Genomic DNA, 17,043 nt, shown 5'->3' with positions numbered 1-17,043 from the left:
ATGGCGGCTCTGTTCGGTGCCATCGCGGATGATTTCACCGGCGCGACCGATCTGGCGGGATTGCTGGCCCGCAGTGGCCTGCCGGTCTGCCTGCGTCTCGGGGTGCCGTCACACCCGGTCGCCGCCGAGCAGGCATCTCCCTTTGAGATCATCGCCCTGAAATGCCGCACTTTGCCGGCTGCGGAGGCCGTGGCGGAAGCCCGCGCCGCGCTCGCCTGGCTGCGATCGGTCGGTGCCCGGCGCTTCTACTGGAAATACTGCTCGACATTCGATAGCACCCGGGAAGGGAATATCGGCCCTGTCGCGGAGGCGCTGATGGCGGATCTCGGCATCGGCCAGACGCTCTATTGCCCGGCCTTTCCGGAAAATGGCCGCAGCATCTTCATGGGGCACCTGTTTGTCGGCGAACAGCTGCTGTCGGAAAGCCCGATGAAGGACCATCCGCTGACGCCGATGCGCGACTCAAGCCTGGTCCGCCTGCTGGGGCCGCAGGTGAAGGGAGCGGTCGGGCTGGCGAACCGGCATGTGGTGGCGCAGGGGCCACAGGCGCTGAAGGCGCGGCTCGATGAACTCTATCACCGGCAACTGGCGCATATCATCGTCGACGCCGTGGAGGAGGAGGATCTTGTGACGATCGCCACGGCCGCCGTCGACATGCTGCTGATCACCGGTGGCAGCGCGCTGGCCGCGCCGCTTCCCCGGCTTTATCTCGAACGAGGGCTGATGGATCGCGCCAGCAATTTCTTCGAGCGCCCCTCGGTCGAAGGGGGGCAGATCGTTCTTTCCGGCAGTTGCTCGGCCATGACACGCCAGCAGGTTGCGCATTATCTGGAGGAGGCGGAGAGCCTGCGCCTTGATCCGCTGTCGCTGCAGGCGGATGGGGTGGAGCCGGCGCTGCAATGGCTGCGCGCCAGGCAGCCGGCCGCTGCGAAGATCATCTATGCGACCGCCGAACCCGAGGAGGTCCGGGCCGCGCAGCAGCAGCTCGGTGCGGCGCGTGCCGGGCATCTGGTCGAGGATGCATTGGCGCGTCTTGCGCAGGAAGCCTTCCGCATGGGTATTCGCCGCTTCGTGGTGGCCGGCGGAGAAAGCTCTGGCGCAGTTGCCAAGGCGCTGGGGGTGACGCGCCTTGCCATCGGTTGCGAAATCGCGCCGGGCGTGCCCTGGACCTATGCGGAGGTTGCGGGGGAAACGGTGGCGCTCGCCCTGAAATCTGGCAATTTCGGCAGTGCAGACTTTTTCCACGAGGCGTTTCAGCTGCTGGAGGCCGCATGACGGAGGAGACGCGCCTGCGCGAGGAGATCTGCCTGTTTGCCAGATCCCTTTTCGATCGTGGCCTGACTGGCGGCTCTTCCGGCAATATTTCGGCAAGGCTTTCCGATGGCCGCCTGCTGGTGACGCCGACAGGAAGTTCCTTCGGCCGTCTCGATCCTGCCCGTCTTTCATTGTTCGATCACGATGGACGCTTCGTTGGCGGGGACAAGCCGACCAAGGAAATGCCGCTGCATTCTGCATTTTACGAAACACGCCCGGAGCGCACCGGCGCCGTCGTGCACCTGCATTGCTGCCACTCGGTCGCCCTGTCGATGCTGCCCGAGGTCGATCCCGACAACATGCTGCCGCCGCTCACCGCCTATTCGATCATGAAACTCGGAAAGGTGAAGCTGCTGCCTTATTTCATCCCCGGCGATCCGGCCATGGGGGATGCAATTCGCGGGCTTGCCGGCAAGCGTTCGGCGGTGATGCTGGCCAATCACGGCCCTGTCGTCGCCGGCAGGGATCTTGAGGCTGCCGTCTATGCCATCGAGGAACTTGAGGAGACCGCTCGTCTTGCGCTTCTGACCCGCGGGCTCGCGCCGCGCCATCTGACCACCGGGCAGATCCGCGAGATCGTCGACCGGTTCGATGTGGAGTGGGACTGACGATGACATTGTTTTCCGCCAATCTCGGATTTCTCTGGCAGGAACTGTCGCTTCCGGATGCGGTGCGCGCCGCCCGCGTTGCGGGCTTCGACGCGGTCGAATGCCATTGGCCCTATGCTGTGCCTGTCGACGAACTGAACCGGGCGCTGGAAGAGACCGGATTGACGATGCTGGGGTTGAATACCAGCCGCGGCAATCCGGCCGCCGGCGACAACGGTCTTGCTGCCATTGCCGGCCGCAGGAGCGAGGCCGAGGCAGCCATTCGCGAAGCCATCGCCTATGCGGTGGCGATCGGCGCCCCGAACGTGCACGTGATGGCCGGCAAGGCAGAAGGTCAAGAGGCGCGCCGCACCTTTCTTGACAATCTCGCCTATGCGACGAGCCTTGCCAAGGTGCACGACATCACGGTGCTGATCGAGCCCCTCAATCTGCGGGATGCGCCGGACTATTTCCTTACTACCTCCGGCCAGGCGATCGCGCTGATCGAGGAACTCGGAGCGGACAATCTGAAGATGATGTTCGACTGCTATCACATCGCCCTGATGGAGGGCGACGTCGAGGGGCGGCTCGAAGCCTGCATGCCGCATATCGGGCATGTGCAGATCGCCGCAGTGCCCGACCGAGGGGAGCCTGATCACGGCCAGCTGGATTATCGGCCGGTGCTGAAGTGCCTGGAAAGGCTCGGTTACCGGCGGCCTGTGGGGGCCGAATACCGCCCGGCTGCGACCACCGAGGCGGGGCTTGGCTGGCTGCAGGCTTTCCGGTGACGGGTCTGGCCGGAACATCCGCCGCCGCGGTGCGGCGGACGCCTGCCTTCATCGCTGCAGTGCAGCGACGAATGCTCATTGACGCCGTCCGTAAAGGACTCTACCAACATATCCAGTGGTCCATCCAGCAGACCAGTTGGCGTATGATACGCCAAGGGGCTGGCCGGAGCGACGCAGGGATGGCGGGGCATGAAGACCGACGGCATTCTAAACCAGGTTCCGACGATAGGCAGGGCGCTGACGCGGCAGACGGCGCGCGATGTCGTGGCCGACAAGCTGACAACGCTGATTGCCACAGGCATGCTGCGGGCGGGCGATGAGCTGCCGGGCGAGCGGGAACTGGCGCATGTACTGAATGTCAGCCGCGAGACCGTTCGCGGCGCGATCCAGATTCTGGCGGCTCACGGCTTTGTCGAAGTCTCCCAGGGTAGCCGCAGCCGCGTTGCCGATGTCGATCTCAGCCACCTGCCCGTGACGATTGCTTCCCCCAGTGCCATCGACCGCTACGATCTCGAGGCGGTGCATGGCGCGCGACTACTGGTTGAGCTGGATGTCGTGCGTCAGGCAGCCGAAAAGGTGGACGGTGAGACGATTGCCAAGCTGGAAAGCCTTCTGGAGGCGCAACGCGGGGCTGGGACGGACACCATGCGTTTCCTGATCTGCGACCGCGAATTTCACCTGGAAATCTACAGGGCATCGGGCAATCCGCTGCTGACGGATTTCGTCATCGATCTCTACGGCTACCTGATGGACCAGCGCCGCCAGGCGATGGCGGAGCCGCATGCCATCGAAGACAGTTACGCAGACCATGTGGAGATCGTCGAGGCACTGCGGCGTCGCGACGGAACGGCGGTTGTGGATGCCTTCCGGCGGCATCTGACGCGCATCTACGAGACCACGCGAGCCATGGCCGCTTCGCCGCGGCAGCTCGAACGGCAGGAGGCCTGAAGCCACGGGAGGGTGGCTTCAGGCGAGAGGGACGAGACGGCAGGGAGGACGCCGCATATGCATGTACTGGTACTGGGCGCCGCAGGAATGGTGGGGCGCAAGCTGGTGGAGAGGCTGGCCGGCGCGCCGGGCCTTCTCGGCCGCGAGATTGCCCGGCTGACGCTGGCCGATGCCTTCGAGCCCACCCTGCCCCGCGTCTTCGAGTCCGCCGGCAAGACGCTGACGATCGATCTTGCCGCGCCGGGCAGCGCCGAGATGCTGATTGCCGAGCGTCCCGATCTGATCATCCATCTCGCCGCCATCGTGTCCGGCGAGGCCGAGGCCGATTTCGACAAGGGCTATGCGGTCAATCTGGATGGATCACGGGCGCTGTTCGAGGCAATCCGCCGCGAGGGGCTGCGTGAAGCCTATTGCCCGCGCCTGCTGTTTGCCTCGTCCATCGCCGTGTTCGGCGCCCCCTTCCCCGAGAGGATCGGCGGCGAGTTCTTCACGACACCGCTGACCAGCTATGGAACGCAGAAGGCGATCACCGAACTGCTGCTTGCCGATTATACGCGGCGCGGCATTTTCGATGGCGTCGGAATCCGCCTGCCCACCATCTGCATCCGGCCCGGGATGCCGAACAAGGCTGCCTCCGGTTTCTTCTCCAACATCCTGCGCGAGCCATTGTCGGGCAAGGAGGCCGTGCTGCCGGTCAGCGAGACGGTGCGGCACTGGTTTGCCAGCCCGCGTTCGGCGGTGGGTTTCTTTCTTCATGCAGCGACGATGGACACGAGCCTGATCGGCCCGCGCCGCAACCTGACCATGCCGGGCCTCTCGGCGCTCGTGGGTGAGGAGATCGAGGCGCTGCGTCGCGTGGCCGGCGACAAGGCCGTTGCTCTCATTCGCCGCGAAGCCGATCCGGTAATCGAGCGGATCGTTGCCGGCTGGCCGACCAATTTCGACGCGAGCCGTGCCGAGCAGCTCGGTTTCAGTGCGGAAAAGACGTTCGACGAGATCATTCGCATTCATATCGAGGACGAACTGGGAGGCAGCATCCAATGACGGCAGCAGGCAATGGCGCGATTGCGCTGGTCACCGGTGGCGGCACGGGCGTCGGCAGGGCGATTGCCCGGGCGCTCGCCGTGGCGGGCTACCAGGTCGTCATTTCCGGGCGCCGCGCCGAGGTGCTGGACAAGGCGGCCTTGGATCTTGCGGCCGAAACCTCCGGCCATCTTCATCCGATGGTTGCGGATGTGGGCGATCCTCTGTCGGTCAGGGCCCTTTTCGATGGCATCACGGAAAGGTTCGGGCGGCTCGATCTGCTGGTCAACAATGCCGGCATCAGCGCACCCGGCGTGCCGATGGAGGAACTGACCTTCGAGCAGTGGAGTGCCGTGGTGTCCGCCAATCTGACCGGTGCGTTCCTGTGCACCCAGCAGGCGTTCCGCATCATGAAGGCGCAGTCGCCGCGCGGTGGGCGCATCATCAACAATGGCTCGATTTCCGCCACCACGCCGCGGCCGAATTCGGCGCCCTATACCGCAACGAAGCATGCCATCACCGGCCTCACCAAGTCGACGGCGCTCGACGGACGCGACTTCGACATTGCCTGCGGCCAGATCGATATCGGAAACGCGGCCACCGAGATGACACAGAAGATCGCCACCGGCGTGATCCAGGCGAATGGCAGCCTTGCCGCAGAGCCGACCATCGATTCCGCCCATATCGCCAATGCAGTCGTCTACATGGCGAGCCTCCCGCTCGATGCCAATGTGCTGACCATGACGGTGATGGCGACCAAAATGCCGTTTGTCGGGCGCGGTTGATCGCGACCGGCACCGCCGCCGGCTGGGGAGGAGCCGGCGGCCCCTGAATTTGCCGTTGCGCCACCTGCGGGAAGAGGAGCCCGCGGCGCGACTGGTTCGAGATCGCAGACATCCGCATTGCACTCTGGGAGGAGACGCATGGCCACTGTTCAGTTCGCCGAGGTGAGGAAATCCTTCGGCGCCTTTCCCGTCATCAAGGGTGTCAACATCGACATCGAGGACGGCGAATTCGTCATTCTCGTCGGCCCTTCCGGCTGCGGAAAATCCACGCTTCTGCGCATGCTGGCCGGCCTGGAACATATTTCCGGCGGCGAGATCCGCATCGGCGGGCGCACGGTGAACAGCCTGCCGCCCAAGGAACGCGACATCGCCATGGTGTTCCAGAACTATGCGCTTTATCCGCATATGACGGTTGCCAAGAACATGGCCTTTTCGCTGATGCTGGCTTCCGCTTCCCAGGCGGAGATAGACAAGCGCGTCAATTATGCCGCCGGCATTCTGGGCCTCACCAATCTTCTCGATCGCTATCCGCGGCAACTGTCCGGCGGTCAGCGCCAGCGTGTTGCCATGGGGCGCGCCATCGTGCGTGACCCGCAGGTTTTCCTGTTCGACGAGCCGCTGTCGAACCTCGATGCCAAGCTGCGCGTGGCGATGCGCGCCGAGATCAAGGAACTGCATCACCGGCTGAAGACCACCACGGTCTATGTGACGCATGACCAGATCGAGGCCATGACCATGGCCGACAAGATCGTCGTCATGCATGACGGCCGCGTCGAGCAGATCGGCACGCCGCTCGATCTCTACGACAATCCGAACAACCTGTTCGTCGCGGGCTTCATCGGCTCGCCGGCCATGAACATGCTGAAAGGGCGCCTGGATCCGGAAAATCCGCAGGTCTTCGTGGCGGTGGATGGAACGCGCCTGCCACTCGCCAGGGCCTATCCGCTGGCCGTCGGCAGGAACCTCGTCTATGGGCTTAGGCCCGAATATATCCGCCTTGACGGAGCCGGCCACCGGGCGGAGGTCGTCGTCATCGAACCGACCGGCTACGAAACGCAGATCGTGGTGAATTTCGGCGGGTCGGAAGTGACCTGCGTGTTCCGGGAGCGCGTCGATGTGCGTCCCGGCGAGGCGATCACCATCGCGATCGATCCTGCCAATGTGCATCTGTTCGACGCAGACAGCGGGCAGCGCCTTTCCGGCTGACTGAGGACGCGATGGCCGGGCGGAAGAGGAGCCGCCGGGCCGCAGCATGTTTCCACACCGTTGCGTGAAACCGGCATTCGCCGCTCGGGACAGCGAATGCCTCGCGGGAGGGTCCCGATTTGGAGGAGGAGCAGTCATGACCATCAGGAGAAGAACATTTCTGGCCGGAACGGCCGGTCTTGTGGGTGCAACGGGTCTCACCGGCCTTGGCCTCAGACCCGTTCAGGCGGCCGAGCCGACCTACACGCCGGAAAAGGGGGCCAGCCTGCGCCTGCTGCGCTGGTCGCCCTTCGTGAAGGGGGACGAGGAAGCCTGGCTTGCCAACACCAAGAAGTTTACGGAAGCGACCGGCGTCGAAGTGCGCATCGACAAGGAAAGCTGGGAGGATATCCGCCCGAAGGCTGCCGTTGCCGCAAACGTCGGTTCCGGCCCGGATCTCGTGATGTGCTGGTTCGACGATGCGCACCAGTATCCGGACAAGCTGGTGGATCTCACCGAACTGGGCACCTATCTCGACGGCAAGTATGGCGGCTTCTATGACGGCGTGAAGGGGTATGCCACCCGCCAGGGCAAGTTCATCGCCATGCCGCTGACGGCGATCGGCAATGCCGTCGTCTACCGTGACAGCCACATGAAAGCTGCCGGCTTCAGCGAATTCCCGAAGGATACGGCGGGCTTCCTGGAGCTTGCCAAGGCGATGAAAGCCAAGGGCACGCCGGCCGGCTTCCCGCATGGCAAAGCCGTTGGCGACGGCAACAACTACGCCCACTGGCTGCTCTGGAGCCATGGCGGCAAGATGGTGGATGAAAGCGGCAAGGTGACGATCAATTCACCGGAAACGCTCGCCGCCATCAAATATGCCAAGGAACTCTACGCTACCTTCATTCCGGGCACCGAAAGCTGGCTCGACATCAACAACAACCGCGCGTTCCTCGCCGGCCAGGTGTCGCTGACGGCCAACGGCGTCTCGATCTACTACGCGGCGAAGAACGATCCGAAGCTGGCGGAGATCGCGGCCGACATGCGCAGCACCAACTTCCCTGTCGGCCCGGTGGGCAAGAGCATCGAACTGCACCAGACCAGTTCTCTGCTGCTCTTCAAGCACACGAAATATCCGGAAGCCGCCAAGGCCTACATCAAGTTCATGATGGAAGCCGACCAGATGAATGCCTGGATCAAGGGGTCGAGCGCCTATTGCTGCCAGCCGCTGAAGGCCTTTGCCAGCAACCCGATCTGGACGGAAAACCCGATCCACGCACCCTATGCAAAAGCCTCCGAGACGCTGCGCCCGAACGGTTACGCCGGCCCGCTGGGTTATGCCTCTGCCGCCGTGATGGCCGATTACGTGCTCGTCGACATGTTCGCCGCAGCCGTCACCGGCGCTGCCACGCCGGAAGATGCGATGGCCCAGGCGGAAAAGCGCGCCAACCGCTACTACCGCGTCTGACATCGCCGCAATCAGGGTTGCGCGGGCAAATGCTCGCGCAGCCGCTTCTGGCCCTTCATTCCTGGAGTTCGGATGTCCATGACGATGACACCCATGACGGATTCTGCCCTGCCGGAGCGGTCGCTCTGGTCCCGGCTGACCAACAACCGCGACGTGCTCGGCTTTCTGTTCATGCTGCCGGCAGCCGTGTTCCTTTTGTGTTTCCTCACCTATCCGCTCGGGCTTGGCGTCTGGCTCGGCTTCACCGATACGACGATCGGCCGCGACGGCATCTTCGTCGGGCTGGAAAATTATGGCTTCCTTTGGAGCGATCAGGTCTTCTGGCTCTCGGTGTTCAATACCATCCTCTACACCACGGTGGCCTCGGTGGCGAAATTCGCGCTCGGCCTCTGGCTGGCGCTGCTGCTCAACCAGCACCTGCCGTTCAAGTCCTTCTTCCGCGCCATCGTGCTGCTCCCCTGGGTCGTTCCGACCGTGCTATCGGCGCTCGCTTTCTGGTGGATCTATGACTCGCAGTTTTCGATCGTCTCCTGGTCGCTGATCCAGATGGGCCTCATCGACACGCCGATCAATTTCCTGGGCGACCCGAATACGGCGCGTGCCTCCGTCATCGCCGCCAATGTCTGGCGCGGTATTCCCTTCGTTGCAATCTCGCTGCTTGCCGGCCTGCAGACCATTCCGGCCTCGCTCCAGGAGGCTGCCTCGCTCGACGGCGCCACCAGCTGGCAGCGGTTCCGATACGTGACGCTGCCGATGCTCACCCCGATCATCGCCGTCGTCATGACCTTTTCGGTGCTGTTCACCTTCACCGATTTCCAGCTGATCTACGTCCTGACCAAGGGCGGGCCGGTCAATGCCACGCATCTGATGGCGACCCTTTCCTTCCAGCGCGCCATTCCGGGCGGCCAGCTGGGCGAGGGTGCCGCGATTGCCGTTGCCATGATCCCCTTCCTGCTCGCCGCAATCATGTTCTCCTTCTTCGGGCTGCAGCGCCGCAAGTGGCAGCAGGGCGGAGGGGATTGAGATGGAGACGACCATGACCACGAAGATCAAAACCGATCCTTCCGTCCTGACCGATGACAGCCAGGGCATGTCCTATCTCAACAGTCTGCCGCGCCAGGTGGTGACCATCTATCTGCCGATGGCGGTCTTCGTCTTCGTGCTTTTGTTTCCCTTCTACTGGATGGCGATCACTGCGGTGAAGCCGAATTCCCAGCTGACAGATTACGACAATTACAGCCCGTTCTGGGTGGTCGGCGCCACGCTCGACCACATCAAGTACCTGCTGTTTGAAACCTCCTATCCGGGCTGGCTGTGGAATACGATGCTGGTGGCGGTCGCCTCCACCTTCCTGTCGCTGTTTGCCTCGGTGCTCGGTGCCTATGCCATTGAGCGTATCCGCTTCACCGGGTCTCGCTCGGTCGGCCTTCTGATCTTCCTCGCCTATCTGGTGCCGCCGTCGATCCTCTTCATTCCGCTTGCCTTCATCGTCTTCAAGATCGGCATCTATGACAGCCGCATGGCGCTGATCTTCACGTATCCGACCTTCCTCATTCCCTTCTGCACCTGGCTGCTGATGGGTTACTTCCGCTCGATCCCCTTCGAACTTGAGGAAAGTGCGCTGGTGGATGGCGCAACCCGGCTGCAGATTCTGACGAAGATCATCCTGCCGCTCGCGGTTCCGGGCCTGATTTCCGCCGGGATCTTTGCCTTCACGCTCTCCTGGAACGAGTTCATCTATGCGCTCACCTTCATCCAGTCGTCGGAAAACAAGACGGTCCCCGTCGGCGTGCTGACCGAACTGGTGCGCGGCGACATTTTCGAATGGGGATCGCTGATGGCAGGTGCGCTGTTCGGCTCGCTGCCGGTGGTCATCCTCTACTCGTTCTTTGTGGATTATTACGTTTCGTCGATGACGGGTGCGGTCAAGGAATAGCAATATGAATCAATACGATCTGTCGGGTCGCCACGCGGTCGTCACCGGCGGCGCGCAAGGCCTCGGTTTTGCCATGGCGAGGCGCTTCATCGAATCCGGCGCTACCGTCACCCTGTGGGACATGAATGCAGCCCTGCTGGAGGAGGCGCGTGCCGCACTCGGCAGTGCCGCACGCATCGCGGTGGTCGACATCACCGATTATGCCGCCGTGGAAGCCGCTTATGCGGCAACGCTGGCAGAGAGCGGGCCGGTGTCGATCCTCGTCAATTCCGCCGGCATTGCGGGGCCGGCGGCCCCGCTCGACACCTATGACATCGCGATGTTCCGCCAGATCATCGACATCAACTTGATCGGTACCTTCCATGTGAGCCGCGTGGTGGTGCCCGGCATGAAGGCTGAGAATTACGGCCGTATCGTCAACATCGCCTCGATCGCCGGCAAGGAAGGCAATCCGAACGCCTCCGCCTATTCGGCGTCCAAGGCCGGCGTCATCGGGCTTACCAAGTCGCTCGGCAAGGAATTGGCGGGCTTTGACATCGCCGTCAACTGCATCACGCCGGCGACCGCCCAGACCCGTATTCTGGAACAGCTTTCGGAAGAATTCATCGACTATATGCGCGGAAAAATCCCGCGCGGCCGTTTCCTGAAAGTGGAGGAAGCGGCCTCCATGGTCGCCTGGCTGGTTTCCGCGGAAAACAGCTTTACGACGGGCGCCGTCTTCGATCTTTCCGGCGGACGCGCCACCTATTGAGGCGGCCCGTCCGGTTGGCCGTGGCGGACCGGACGCTGCTTCGCGATGTCCCGTGTTCGGGCGTCAGCCTGCCCGCTGTGTCAGAGCGTCTTGCGGGCAGGCCGGCAGATATCGCGGATCATAGTCCAGCCCGCATTCGGTCAGAGCGGATTGCGCGGAGGAATGATTGGAGAGGCGGATGCCGCGCATGGTGCAGATCTGCCGGAACATCCTGACACTCGCCACGATGCGCTCCCGCGCCGCGACGATGCCAGACTTGGCCGTGTCGCCTGCGCGCTCATAGAAACGCGGCTGGTCGGCATTGACGATCTCGATGCCGAATAGCCCGATGCTTTCCGGATTGCAGGCGAGTGCGAATTGCAGCGCGCTGACCGCAACCGATCCGGCCTGAAAGACACCCTTTTCCGGATCGAGGGAGATACCGGTGTCGGTTTCGGTGTCGAAGACGACGTGATCCAGCCGGCCGAAGGCATTCGCGCATCGGCGTGCTGTCCGATACGGCTTGCGGATGTCGTCCAGCAGGATGATGCGCCGCTCGGCAACCCAGACCGGATCTTTTTCACACAGCGCACGCAGCACGCCGACCGACAGGATGCAAAGCATGTCGGTGTCGATCTTTGCCCGCATCAGTTCGAAATGGCGCCAGACGAAGCGCTCATCCTCGATGACCACGGCGAGCGGGCGCATGATCGTGCAGCCCGCCAGGGCGATCGCGCCGTTGAGCAGCAGGCAGGAACGCTCCGGCAGCAGCGTCAGGTCGTGATCACGGATGGATGGCCCCGACCCGATGACGAAGAGCGCGTTGGCTGCCTGTTCCCGCAGCGTTGAGAGTGGCAGCAGACGGGCCAGCGGGCGCCCCGCATGGCGAAGGCTGCCGATTGCGGCCGGATAACGCGGCGGCTCAAGCACGAGATGGGGGAAGGCGGCATACCAGTGGGCGCGACGCCTGCCTGCAAGCCGGAATGCGATCCGGATGAGGCGACGGGCAAGCGGAACCTTGTTCCGGCCGGTCAGCGACGTCTTCTGGCTGAAAGTGATTGACGTCATTGGCCGGTCACCCGTGAATAGTGGCTGGTCGAGATGCCGCGGGCCGCATCCAGGAAACCGAAGGCATCACCGGACAACCTTGCCGCATCGACCAGGCCCGTGGCGCCTGCAACGGGCACGCTCAGCGCGGAAAGACCGGCTCTAAGCCCACGCACGCAAGCCTTCGCCAGAAGTATTGCGGCGACCGGTCGTCTCGCCCGGTCGGCGAACAGATAGCTTGTATGTTCCCGCCCGCGGCGGAAGGTGTAGCCGAGCGCCAGCCGATCTTTGGGGATCGTGTCATAGACCGGCGCAAGCCCGGCCCAGCCGCATCGCGCGCCCTGCTGCTTCGCCTGCTGGTAGAGGCGCCTGTCGCTGCCGCTGCCCTGGCCGATGGATTCGTCGAACCGCAAGCCGGTGCGCCGGAAGAATTCCAGCCTTCCGAACCAGTTGGCGGTCGTTACGTTGACGCTGTTGGCGCCCTTCCTCTTCATGCGGCGGATGAGCTTGGCCCGCAGGGCCAGGCAACGCCGGCGATGGCCGTTCCAGAGCCATGTCTGCCATGCGCTTGCGCCATCCGGGCACGGGCCGACCAGCACCGGTCCGCCGACCAGATCGTAATTGCCCTCGTTCAGGCAGGCAATGCCGTTCACCAGCCAAGCCTCATCCACCATCTCGTCGTCATCGATGAAGGTCAGGATGTCGGCCTCCTGTCGCAGCGCTTCGGCCAGAACCACGTTGCGTGCAAAGGGAATGCCGGTCGTTGCCGCGAGGCCGAGCGTGATCGGTTCCAGTCCCGTTGCAGACCGCACGGCATCGATGACCGGGCCGATCGTCAGGACCGGATTGTTCTCCACCACGATGAAGGACAGTTGCGTACCGGCGGGCCGTTTCATGCGCGCAAGGGAAAGCAGGGCCTGTCGCAGCATTTCCGGGCGTTTGCGGGTCACAAGACCGATGCAGATCTTCATGAGCAGGAATCCATCGTATCGGGTGCTGCGTGGCGGGATGTCGGATACGATCCGGGGCGCCCGTCGGCTTCGGAAGGGGTTTCGCAGAGCGATGGCCATCCGAAATGGTGCGCCAGAGCTTCCAACTGCTGCTGATTGCGGTTCTGAAGCACGTTTTCCGCGTAGAGCGAGGTTGCCTGGGAACCCTTCCAGTTGATCACGCCCCGTTTCCAACCCAGGGCACGGGCCTGGCTGCCGGCCATGCGGGTCATCCAGTAGAACCAGAGGTCATCGGCGGTCGGTGCGAGTGACTGGAAAAGATCGCGACGCGTGCACAATGGATGAAGGCTGCCGGGCGGATACAGGATGCCGCCGACGCCGGTCGGAAACACCTCGGCGGAGGCGGTCGGCTCGCGAAACCCGTTCTGCCATTGCGCGTAGGGTTTCCAGTTGCCCACCGCATCGGTGGTGATGCGGTGGGCGCGATGGCATACGGTTTGACCGTGATTGCCGCGCCATGCACGAACCAGATCTTCAAGCCAGGTTCGCTCGTAATACACATCATCATCCGCCGTGGCGATGAAGGCCCCGGGGAAGCTTTCCAGCGATGGGACCAGCTTCAGATAGGAGCGAAGGTCATCTGCGGTGCGGATGATGAAACGGTTCGACTGGAGGCGCAGGACGGCAGCTGGCAGCGCGGCATAGTCTGCTTCTGCGACCCACAGGACCAGCCTGTCCGCCTGCATCGTCTGCGACAGCAGCGCCTTCAAGGTCAGGTGCAGCGTTCCATAACGGCGGGGGTACGACGTCAGCGAAATGATCAGCCTGCCCGGCAGGTCGTGCGGTGCGGGAAGCGCCTCGTAGAGGGGGCGTGCCGTCCAGCGCAGGCGAACGAGGTGCGGGGCCGCGAGCTTGCGCAGCGATTTGGGCAAGCGCTGGATCTCGCGCTTCAAGGTGCTCATTCCGGGTCTGTTCCGTCTGCTGCGTCAGGTTCGCTCCCGTGGAGGCGACATGGCGGGCTGAAGGGGGATGGCTGGCCAAAGGATGATGCGTCCAGCCACCGGGCTCGATGGCTGTTCTTATAAATGGGAAAAAATCCCATGTACAAATTAAATTTCGTACATGAAGCGCCGAAGGTGGCTGCGGCGGCGCGGCGTGCCGCTCGTCCATTCCGTGAAGACGGTGTCGTCGGAAGGAGGGGTGTGTTGGAAAACGGAAGATTGCGGGGAGCCAAAGATCTGATGCGCGTCGGCCTGCCGTGTGCTGGCGGCGCCCTCCGCCGGCGGCCGACAAGACGTGCGCGCGCGAACAACCCGCTCAGTCGGTGCTGTCAGATCGGGATGTCGAAAACAGGCCTCGGCTGCCGCCGGGCAACGCGGTGCAACGATTCAGGGTTGCGCCGACGGATCCGGATCGTCCGGAGAGGACGGAGGAGATGGCGGGTCGGGACGATCAGGCTGATCAAAACGGTCCGGAGGAGAGAAATTGCGCTCGCGTGCATCGCTGCCGGGTTGCAGACGCCTGTCGGGCCGTGTCCCTCGTGCACCACGGTCGTCTCCCTCACGGGAGGGCGAAACCTGCCCGCGTCCATCAAGAACGGCGTCGAAGTACGTGCGTTGCGGGCCTTGTGGCGCCGGACGCCCGGCCGGTTCGGGAAGGTCGATGCCGATGCCGAGGCGAAGGGATCTGCCGTTCGCCTCGGCATAGGTTTCGACGTTGACGCGGCCCGACGTCAGGCCCGGAACCAGTGTTTCGGCCTCCAGACTGCGCAGATGAAGGCCGTCCTGGCGCTGCGTCAGCGTCATGATCACGCGCCTGCCCTGCAGACGTCCCGCCGGGCGGGTGATCAGGAGGCCGCCGAGCCGCATGCGTGTCTGTTCGGGTGCGGCAACGCCGCGAACCGTCAGGACGGCGCCTTTCGGCCTTGGCTCGATGCGGCTCGCGACGATGGTCGCGTCGGGCTTGCGAATGCCGAAGACAGCCACCATCTGGCCGGTGCGGAAGTTCCGCAGTCCGGTGGCTCCTGTCGTGTCGATCCTTTGTGACAGCACGGTCATGGCGCCAGGCTCGACCGATTCAATGCGGCCGATGACCTCGCTGGTCACATCGATGCGTCCGGTGACCGGCCCCTTGTCGGTTCCGCTCAGGATGGCGCGCACCACGTGGCCGATCCGCAGGGCCTCTGCCGTTTGCCGGCGTCCGTCGATGAAGACCGGTACATCGTCCGGATAGCGGATGCGCAGGTCGTTCACATAGATGCTGCCGAACCGCTGGAGTGTGCCGACGATGCCCGTGCCGCCGATGCCGTGGTCGTCGCCCTCGCCTCCCCCCGAAACGGAAAGCCCGGTGCCGCCGATGCCGTGGTCGGAGGATGGCACTTTCCTCGGTGCCGCCCAGGCATTGGCGGCCAGCAGAGGCAGGCTTGCTGCGAGATGCAGGAAGAGGCGACGGGACAGCCTGGCTTTCATGCCTTGCCCCCTGACGTCGCGTCTCCGGGCGCAGGGGCTTCATCCGGCGCCGCCGCAGCTCCGGGCGCGTCCGCCGCCCGGAAGATGTAGATACCGGTTGACCACGTGGCCGTTCCGCCCTGATCGGTCGCGAGCGCTTCGTTGGCGATGCGGTTGAGCCGCAGCAGCATCTGCATCGCCTCGTCGCGGCTCGCCTGTTCAAGGGTTCTGGCCAGTTCGGGGGAGAGATTGTTGTAATGCACCGCGCGCTCGAAAAAGGGCGGCGGCGAGGTCAGCATGTTCTCCACCGATACCGTCACGTGATGCGTGAGGTTGCGGGTGAAGAAATGGTGGCGGGCCTCGTCGCCGGCATCCGGCACGATGGCGGCGGCCCCCAGATGCACGTGATCGTCCTGATCCAGGCTGGCAATGCCGCGGTCGCGCCATTCGTCCAGCACGGCGCGTGGATGCAGGTCGCGCGTCACATCACCGACCAGGGTTTCGAAGGAGGGTTCGCCGTCCGGCGCGCTGCGCGGCAGCGGCTTCGGCAGCCCGTTTTCGCCGCAATAGCGCGGATCTGCAAGCCAGCGCGCAATGATGCGACTGGTGCGGGAAACCGGAGCCGGCAGGCTTGGCATCGGCATGTCGCCGGTGCGCAGGCGGCTCACATCCTTGCGATGGATGCCGGTGATGAGCGAAATCCGGCTGTCGGTCTGCGTCTTGCCGGGAAGCGCAAAGTCCTTTTCCGCCACATCGATGAACAGCCGCCGCAGCAGCGCGGAGAAGGCGGGAAAGGTCAAGCCGCTGGCCAGTGCCAGCTTCACCAATGGCTGCAGCACCCGCACCAGGGTCTTCTGGAGCGCGTCTTCCGAAAAGGGAGCAGGGCGGCGATTGCGGGTCATCGGCGGTCAGTCTGGAGGGGCGCTGCAAAACGTGCCAGCGCTTCCATTGCAGGAAAATCTGCCGCTGTTCTTCCGGAAATCGGCAGATGCGTCAAGTTTTACCGTCGCGGCGTCGAGGGCAGAGGATAGAGACATGTGCCCTTGCCGGCAAGCGGCGTCGGCGCGATCCACCCGCAACGCCATTCTTGGTGTCAGATATGCAGGGCATCCTTGAGGGCCAGCCCATCCCGCACCCGGATGTCCAGATCCGCCTCGATGTGATCGATGTGGTGCAGCATCAACGCGCTGGCACGAACTGCGTCGCGCTGTTCCAGTGCCTCCAGAATGTCGGCATGTTCGTGATGGCCGCAGCGGGAGACACCGGTGCTGCCGTAAAGCGCAATCACCAGTGAGGAGCGCGCCACCAGTTCATCCATGAAACGCTGCAGGATCGCGTTGCCGGCGACGGCGGCCAGCATCAGGTGGAAATCGCCGGAGGCCTTGATTTCGGCGCGGCGGGCGGCCGGGCCGCGCTCGCTCATGAAGCGGACTTCCGCCTTCAGGTGATGGCGGAAGCCTTCGATTTCCTCGTCCGTGATCCGGTCGACAGCGGCGGCCGCGATGCCGGGCTCGAGAAGGCGGCGGGAGGCAAAGACCTGGCGTGCCTCTTCCGGCGTCGGATTGGATACAAAAGCCCCCCGATTTCGTTCCGTCCTGACCAGCCCCTCGAAGGCCAGCATCTGCAGGGCTGCCCGCACCACGGTGCGGCTTGCCTCGAACAGTTCTCCCACCTCGCTCTCGACCAGCTTGGTGCCAGGTGCCAGTCGCCGGTCAACAATCGCGTTCCGCAACGCTTCCCGTATGGCTAGTGCGCGGTCGTCGGGAACGAGTTCGAAAGGGGAGAGCTTTTCGCTGATGTTCATGGGAAATCCTGCTGCTGCAGTTGTTGTAACC

Annotated in this window: 17 protein-coding genes; 11 read left to right on the top strand and 6 right to left on the bottom strand. The window is 63.8% G+C overall.

Annotation, left to right across the window (positions count from 1 at the left end; genetic code table 11):
• The 11 genes from otnK to KLP42_RS07070 all read left to right on the top strand — a co-directional run bounded on the left by otnK (position 1) and on the right by KLP42_RS07070 (position 10,785).
• Positions 1-1,275, top strand: coding sequence for a 3-oxo-tetronate kinase (gene otnK, locus KLP42_RS07120; protein ID WP_215565525.1), 1,275 nt, complete (start codon positions 1-3; stop codon positions 1,273-1,275).
• Entirely contained in the window at positions 1,272-1,922 is a 651-nt protein-coding gene (gene otnC, locus KLP42_RS07115; RefSeq protein ID WP_215565524.1) for a 3-oxo-tetronate 4-phosphate decarboxylase, read from the top strand. The genes otnK and otnC overlap by 4 nt, the downstream gene beginning before the upstream one ends.
• 2 nt (positions 1,923-1,924) lie before the next feature.
• Positions 1,925-2,689, top strand: coding sequence for a hydroxypyruvate isomerase family protein (locus KLP42_RS07110; RefSeq protein WP_215565523.1), 765 nt, complete (start codon positions 1,925-1,927; stop codon positions 2,687-2,689).
• 189 nt (positions 2,690-2,878) lie between these two features.
• Positions 2,879-3,637, top strand: coding sequence for a FadR/GntR family transcriptional regulator (locus tag KLP42_RS07105; RefSeq protein ID WP_215565522.1), 759 nt, complete (start codon positions 2,879-2,881; stop codon positions 3,635-3,637).
• A gap of 57 nt (positions 3,638-3,694) precedes the next feature.
• A complete protein-coding gene (denD, locus tag KLP42_RS07100) occupies positions 3,695-4,681 on the top strand; it encodes a D-erythronate dehydrogenase (RefSeq protein WP_215565521.1) in 987 nt (328 codons plus the stop codon).
• A complete protein-coding gene (locus KLP42_RS07095) occupies positions 4,678-5,445 on the top strand; it encodes an SDR family oxidoreductase (protein ID WP_215565520.1) in 768 nt (255 codons plus the stop codon). The genes denD and KLP42_RS07095 overlap by 4 nt, the downstream gene beginning before the upstream one ends.
• Before the next feature lie 138 nt (positions 5,446-5,583).
• The gene (locus KLP42_RS07090; RefSeq protein WP_215565519.1) at positions 5,584-6,651 is read left to right on the top strand and encodes an ABC transporter ATP-binding protein; all 1,068 of its coding nucleotides are present in this window, start codon (positions 5,584-5,586) and stop codon (positions 6,649-6,651) included.
• Between the two features lie 136 nt (positions 6,652-6,787).
• Positions 6,788-8,098: an ABC transporter substrate-binding protein gene (locus KLP42_RS07085; protein WP_215565518.1), complete on the top strand. Its 1,311-nt coding sequence runs from the start codon at positions 6,788-6,790 to the stop codon at positions 8,096-8,098.
• Between the two features lie 84 nt (positions 8,099-8,182).
• A complete protein-coding gene (locus tag KLP42_RS07080) occupies positions 8,183-9,121 on the top strand; it encodes a carbohydrate ABC transporter permease (RefSeq protein ID WP_502941281.1) in 939 nt (312 codons plus the stop codon).
• A 13-nt stretch (positions 9,122-9,134) separates the two neighbouring features.
• A complete protein-coding gene (locus KLP42_RS07075) occupies positions 9,135-10,034 on the top strand; it encodes a carbohydrate ABC transporter permease (protein ID WP_215565517.1) in 900 nt (299 codons plus the stop codon).
• 4 nt (positions 10,035-10,038) lie between these two features.
• Positions 10,039-10,785, top strand: a complete 747-nt coding sequence (locus KLP42_RS07070; RefSeq protein ID WP_215565516.1) for an SDR family NAD(P)-dependent oxidoreductase — start codon at positions 10,039-10,041, stop codon at positions 10,783-10,785.
• A gap of 63 nt (positions 10,786-10,848) precedes the next feature.
• On the opposite strand, the gene KLP42_RS07065 is transcribed toward KLP42_RS07070, so the two are convergent.
• The 6 genes from KLP42_RS07065 to KLP42_RS07040 form a co-directional block, all read right to left on the bottom strand.
• Positions 10,849-11,832, bottom strand: coding sequence for a glycosyl transferase (locus tag KLP42_RS07065; RefSeq protein ID WP_215565515.1), 984 nt, complete (start codon positions 11,830-11,832; stop codon positions 10,849-10,851).
• Positions 11,829-12,782, bottom strand: a complete 954-nt coding sequence (locus KLP42_RS07060; RefSeq protein WP_215565514.1) for a glycosyltransferase family A protein — start codon at positions 12,780-12,782, stop codon at positions 11,829-11,831. The genes KLP42_RS07065 and KLP42_RS07060 overlap by 4 nt, the downstream gene beginning before the upstream one ends.
• Positions 12,779-13,714, bottom strand: coding sequence for a hypothetical protein (locus KLP42_RS07055; RefSeq protein ID WP_215565513.1), 936 nt, complete (start codon positions 13,712-13,714; stop codon positions 12,779-12,781). The genes KLP42_RS07060 and KLP42_RS07055 overlap by 4 nt, the downstream gene beginning before the upstream one ends.
• 435 nt (positions 13,715-14,149) lie before the next feature.
• Positions 14,150-15,229, bottom strand: coding sequence for a DUF5666 domain-containing protein (locus tag KLP42_RS07050; protein ID WP_215565512.1), 1,080 nt, complete (start codon positions 15,227-15,229; stop codon positions 14,150-14,152).
• Entirely contained in the window at positions 15,226-16,110 is an 885-nt protein-coding gene (locus KLP42_RS07045) for a DUF6502 family protein (protein ID WP_215565511.1), read from the bottom strand. The genes KLP42_RS07050 and KLP42_RS07045 overlap by 4 nt, the downstream gene beginning before the upstream one ends.
• Before the next feature lie 191 nt (positions 16,111-16,301).
• Positions 16,302-17,012, bottom strand: a complete 711-nt coding sequence (locus KLP42_RS07040) for a GntR family transcriptional regulator (RefSeq protein ID WP_215565510.1) — start codon at positions 17,010-17,012, stop codon at positions 16,302-16,304.
• Between the last annotated feature and the right edge of the window lie 31 nt (positions 17,013-17,043).

This window comes from Rhizobium sp. CSW-27, from assembly GCF_018760785.1.
Lineage (GTDB): Bacteria > Pseudomonadota > Alphaproteobacteria > Rhizobiales > Rhizobiaceae > Neorhizobium.
This window is presented reverse-complemented; position numbering and strand designations above follow the sequence as displayed.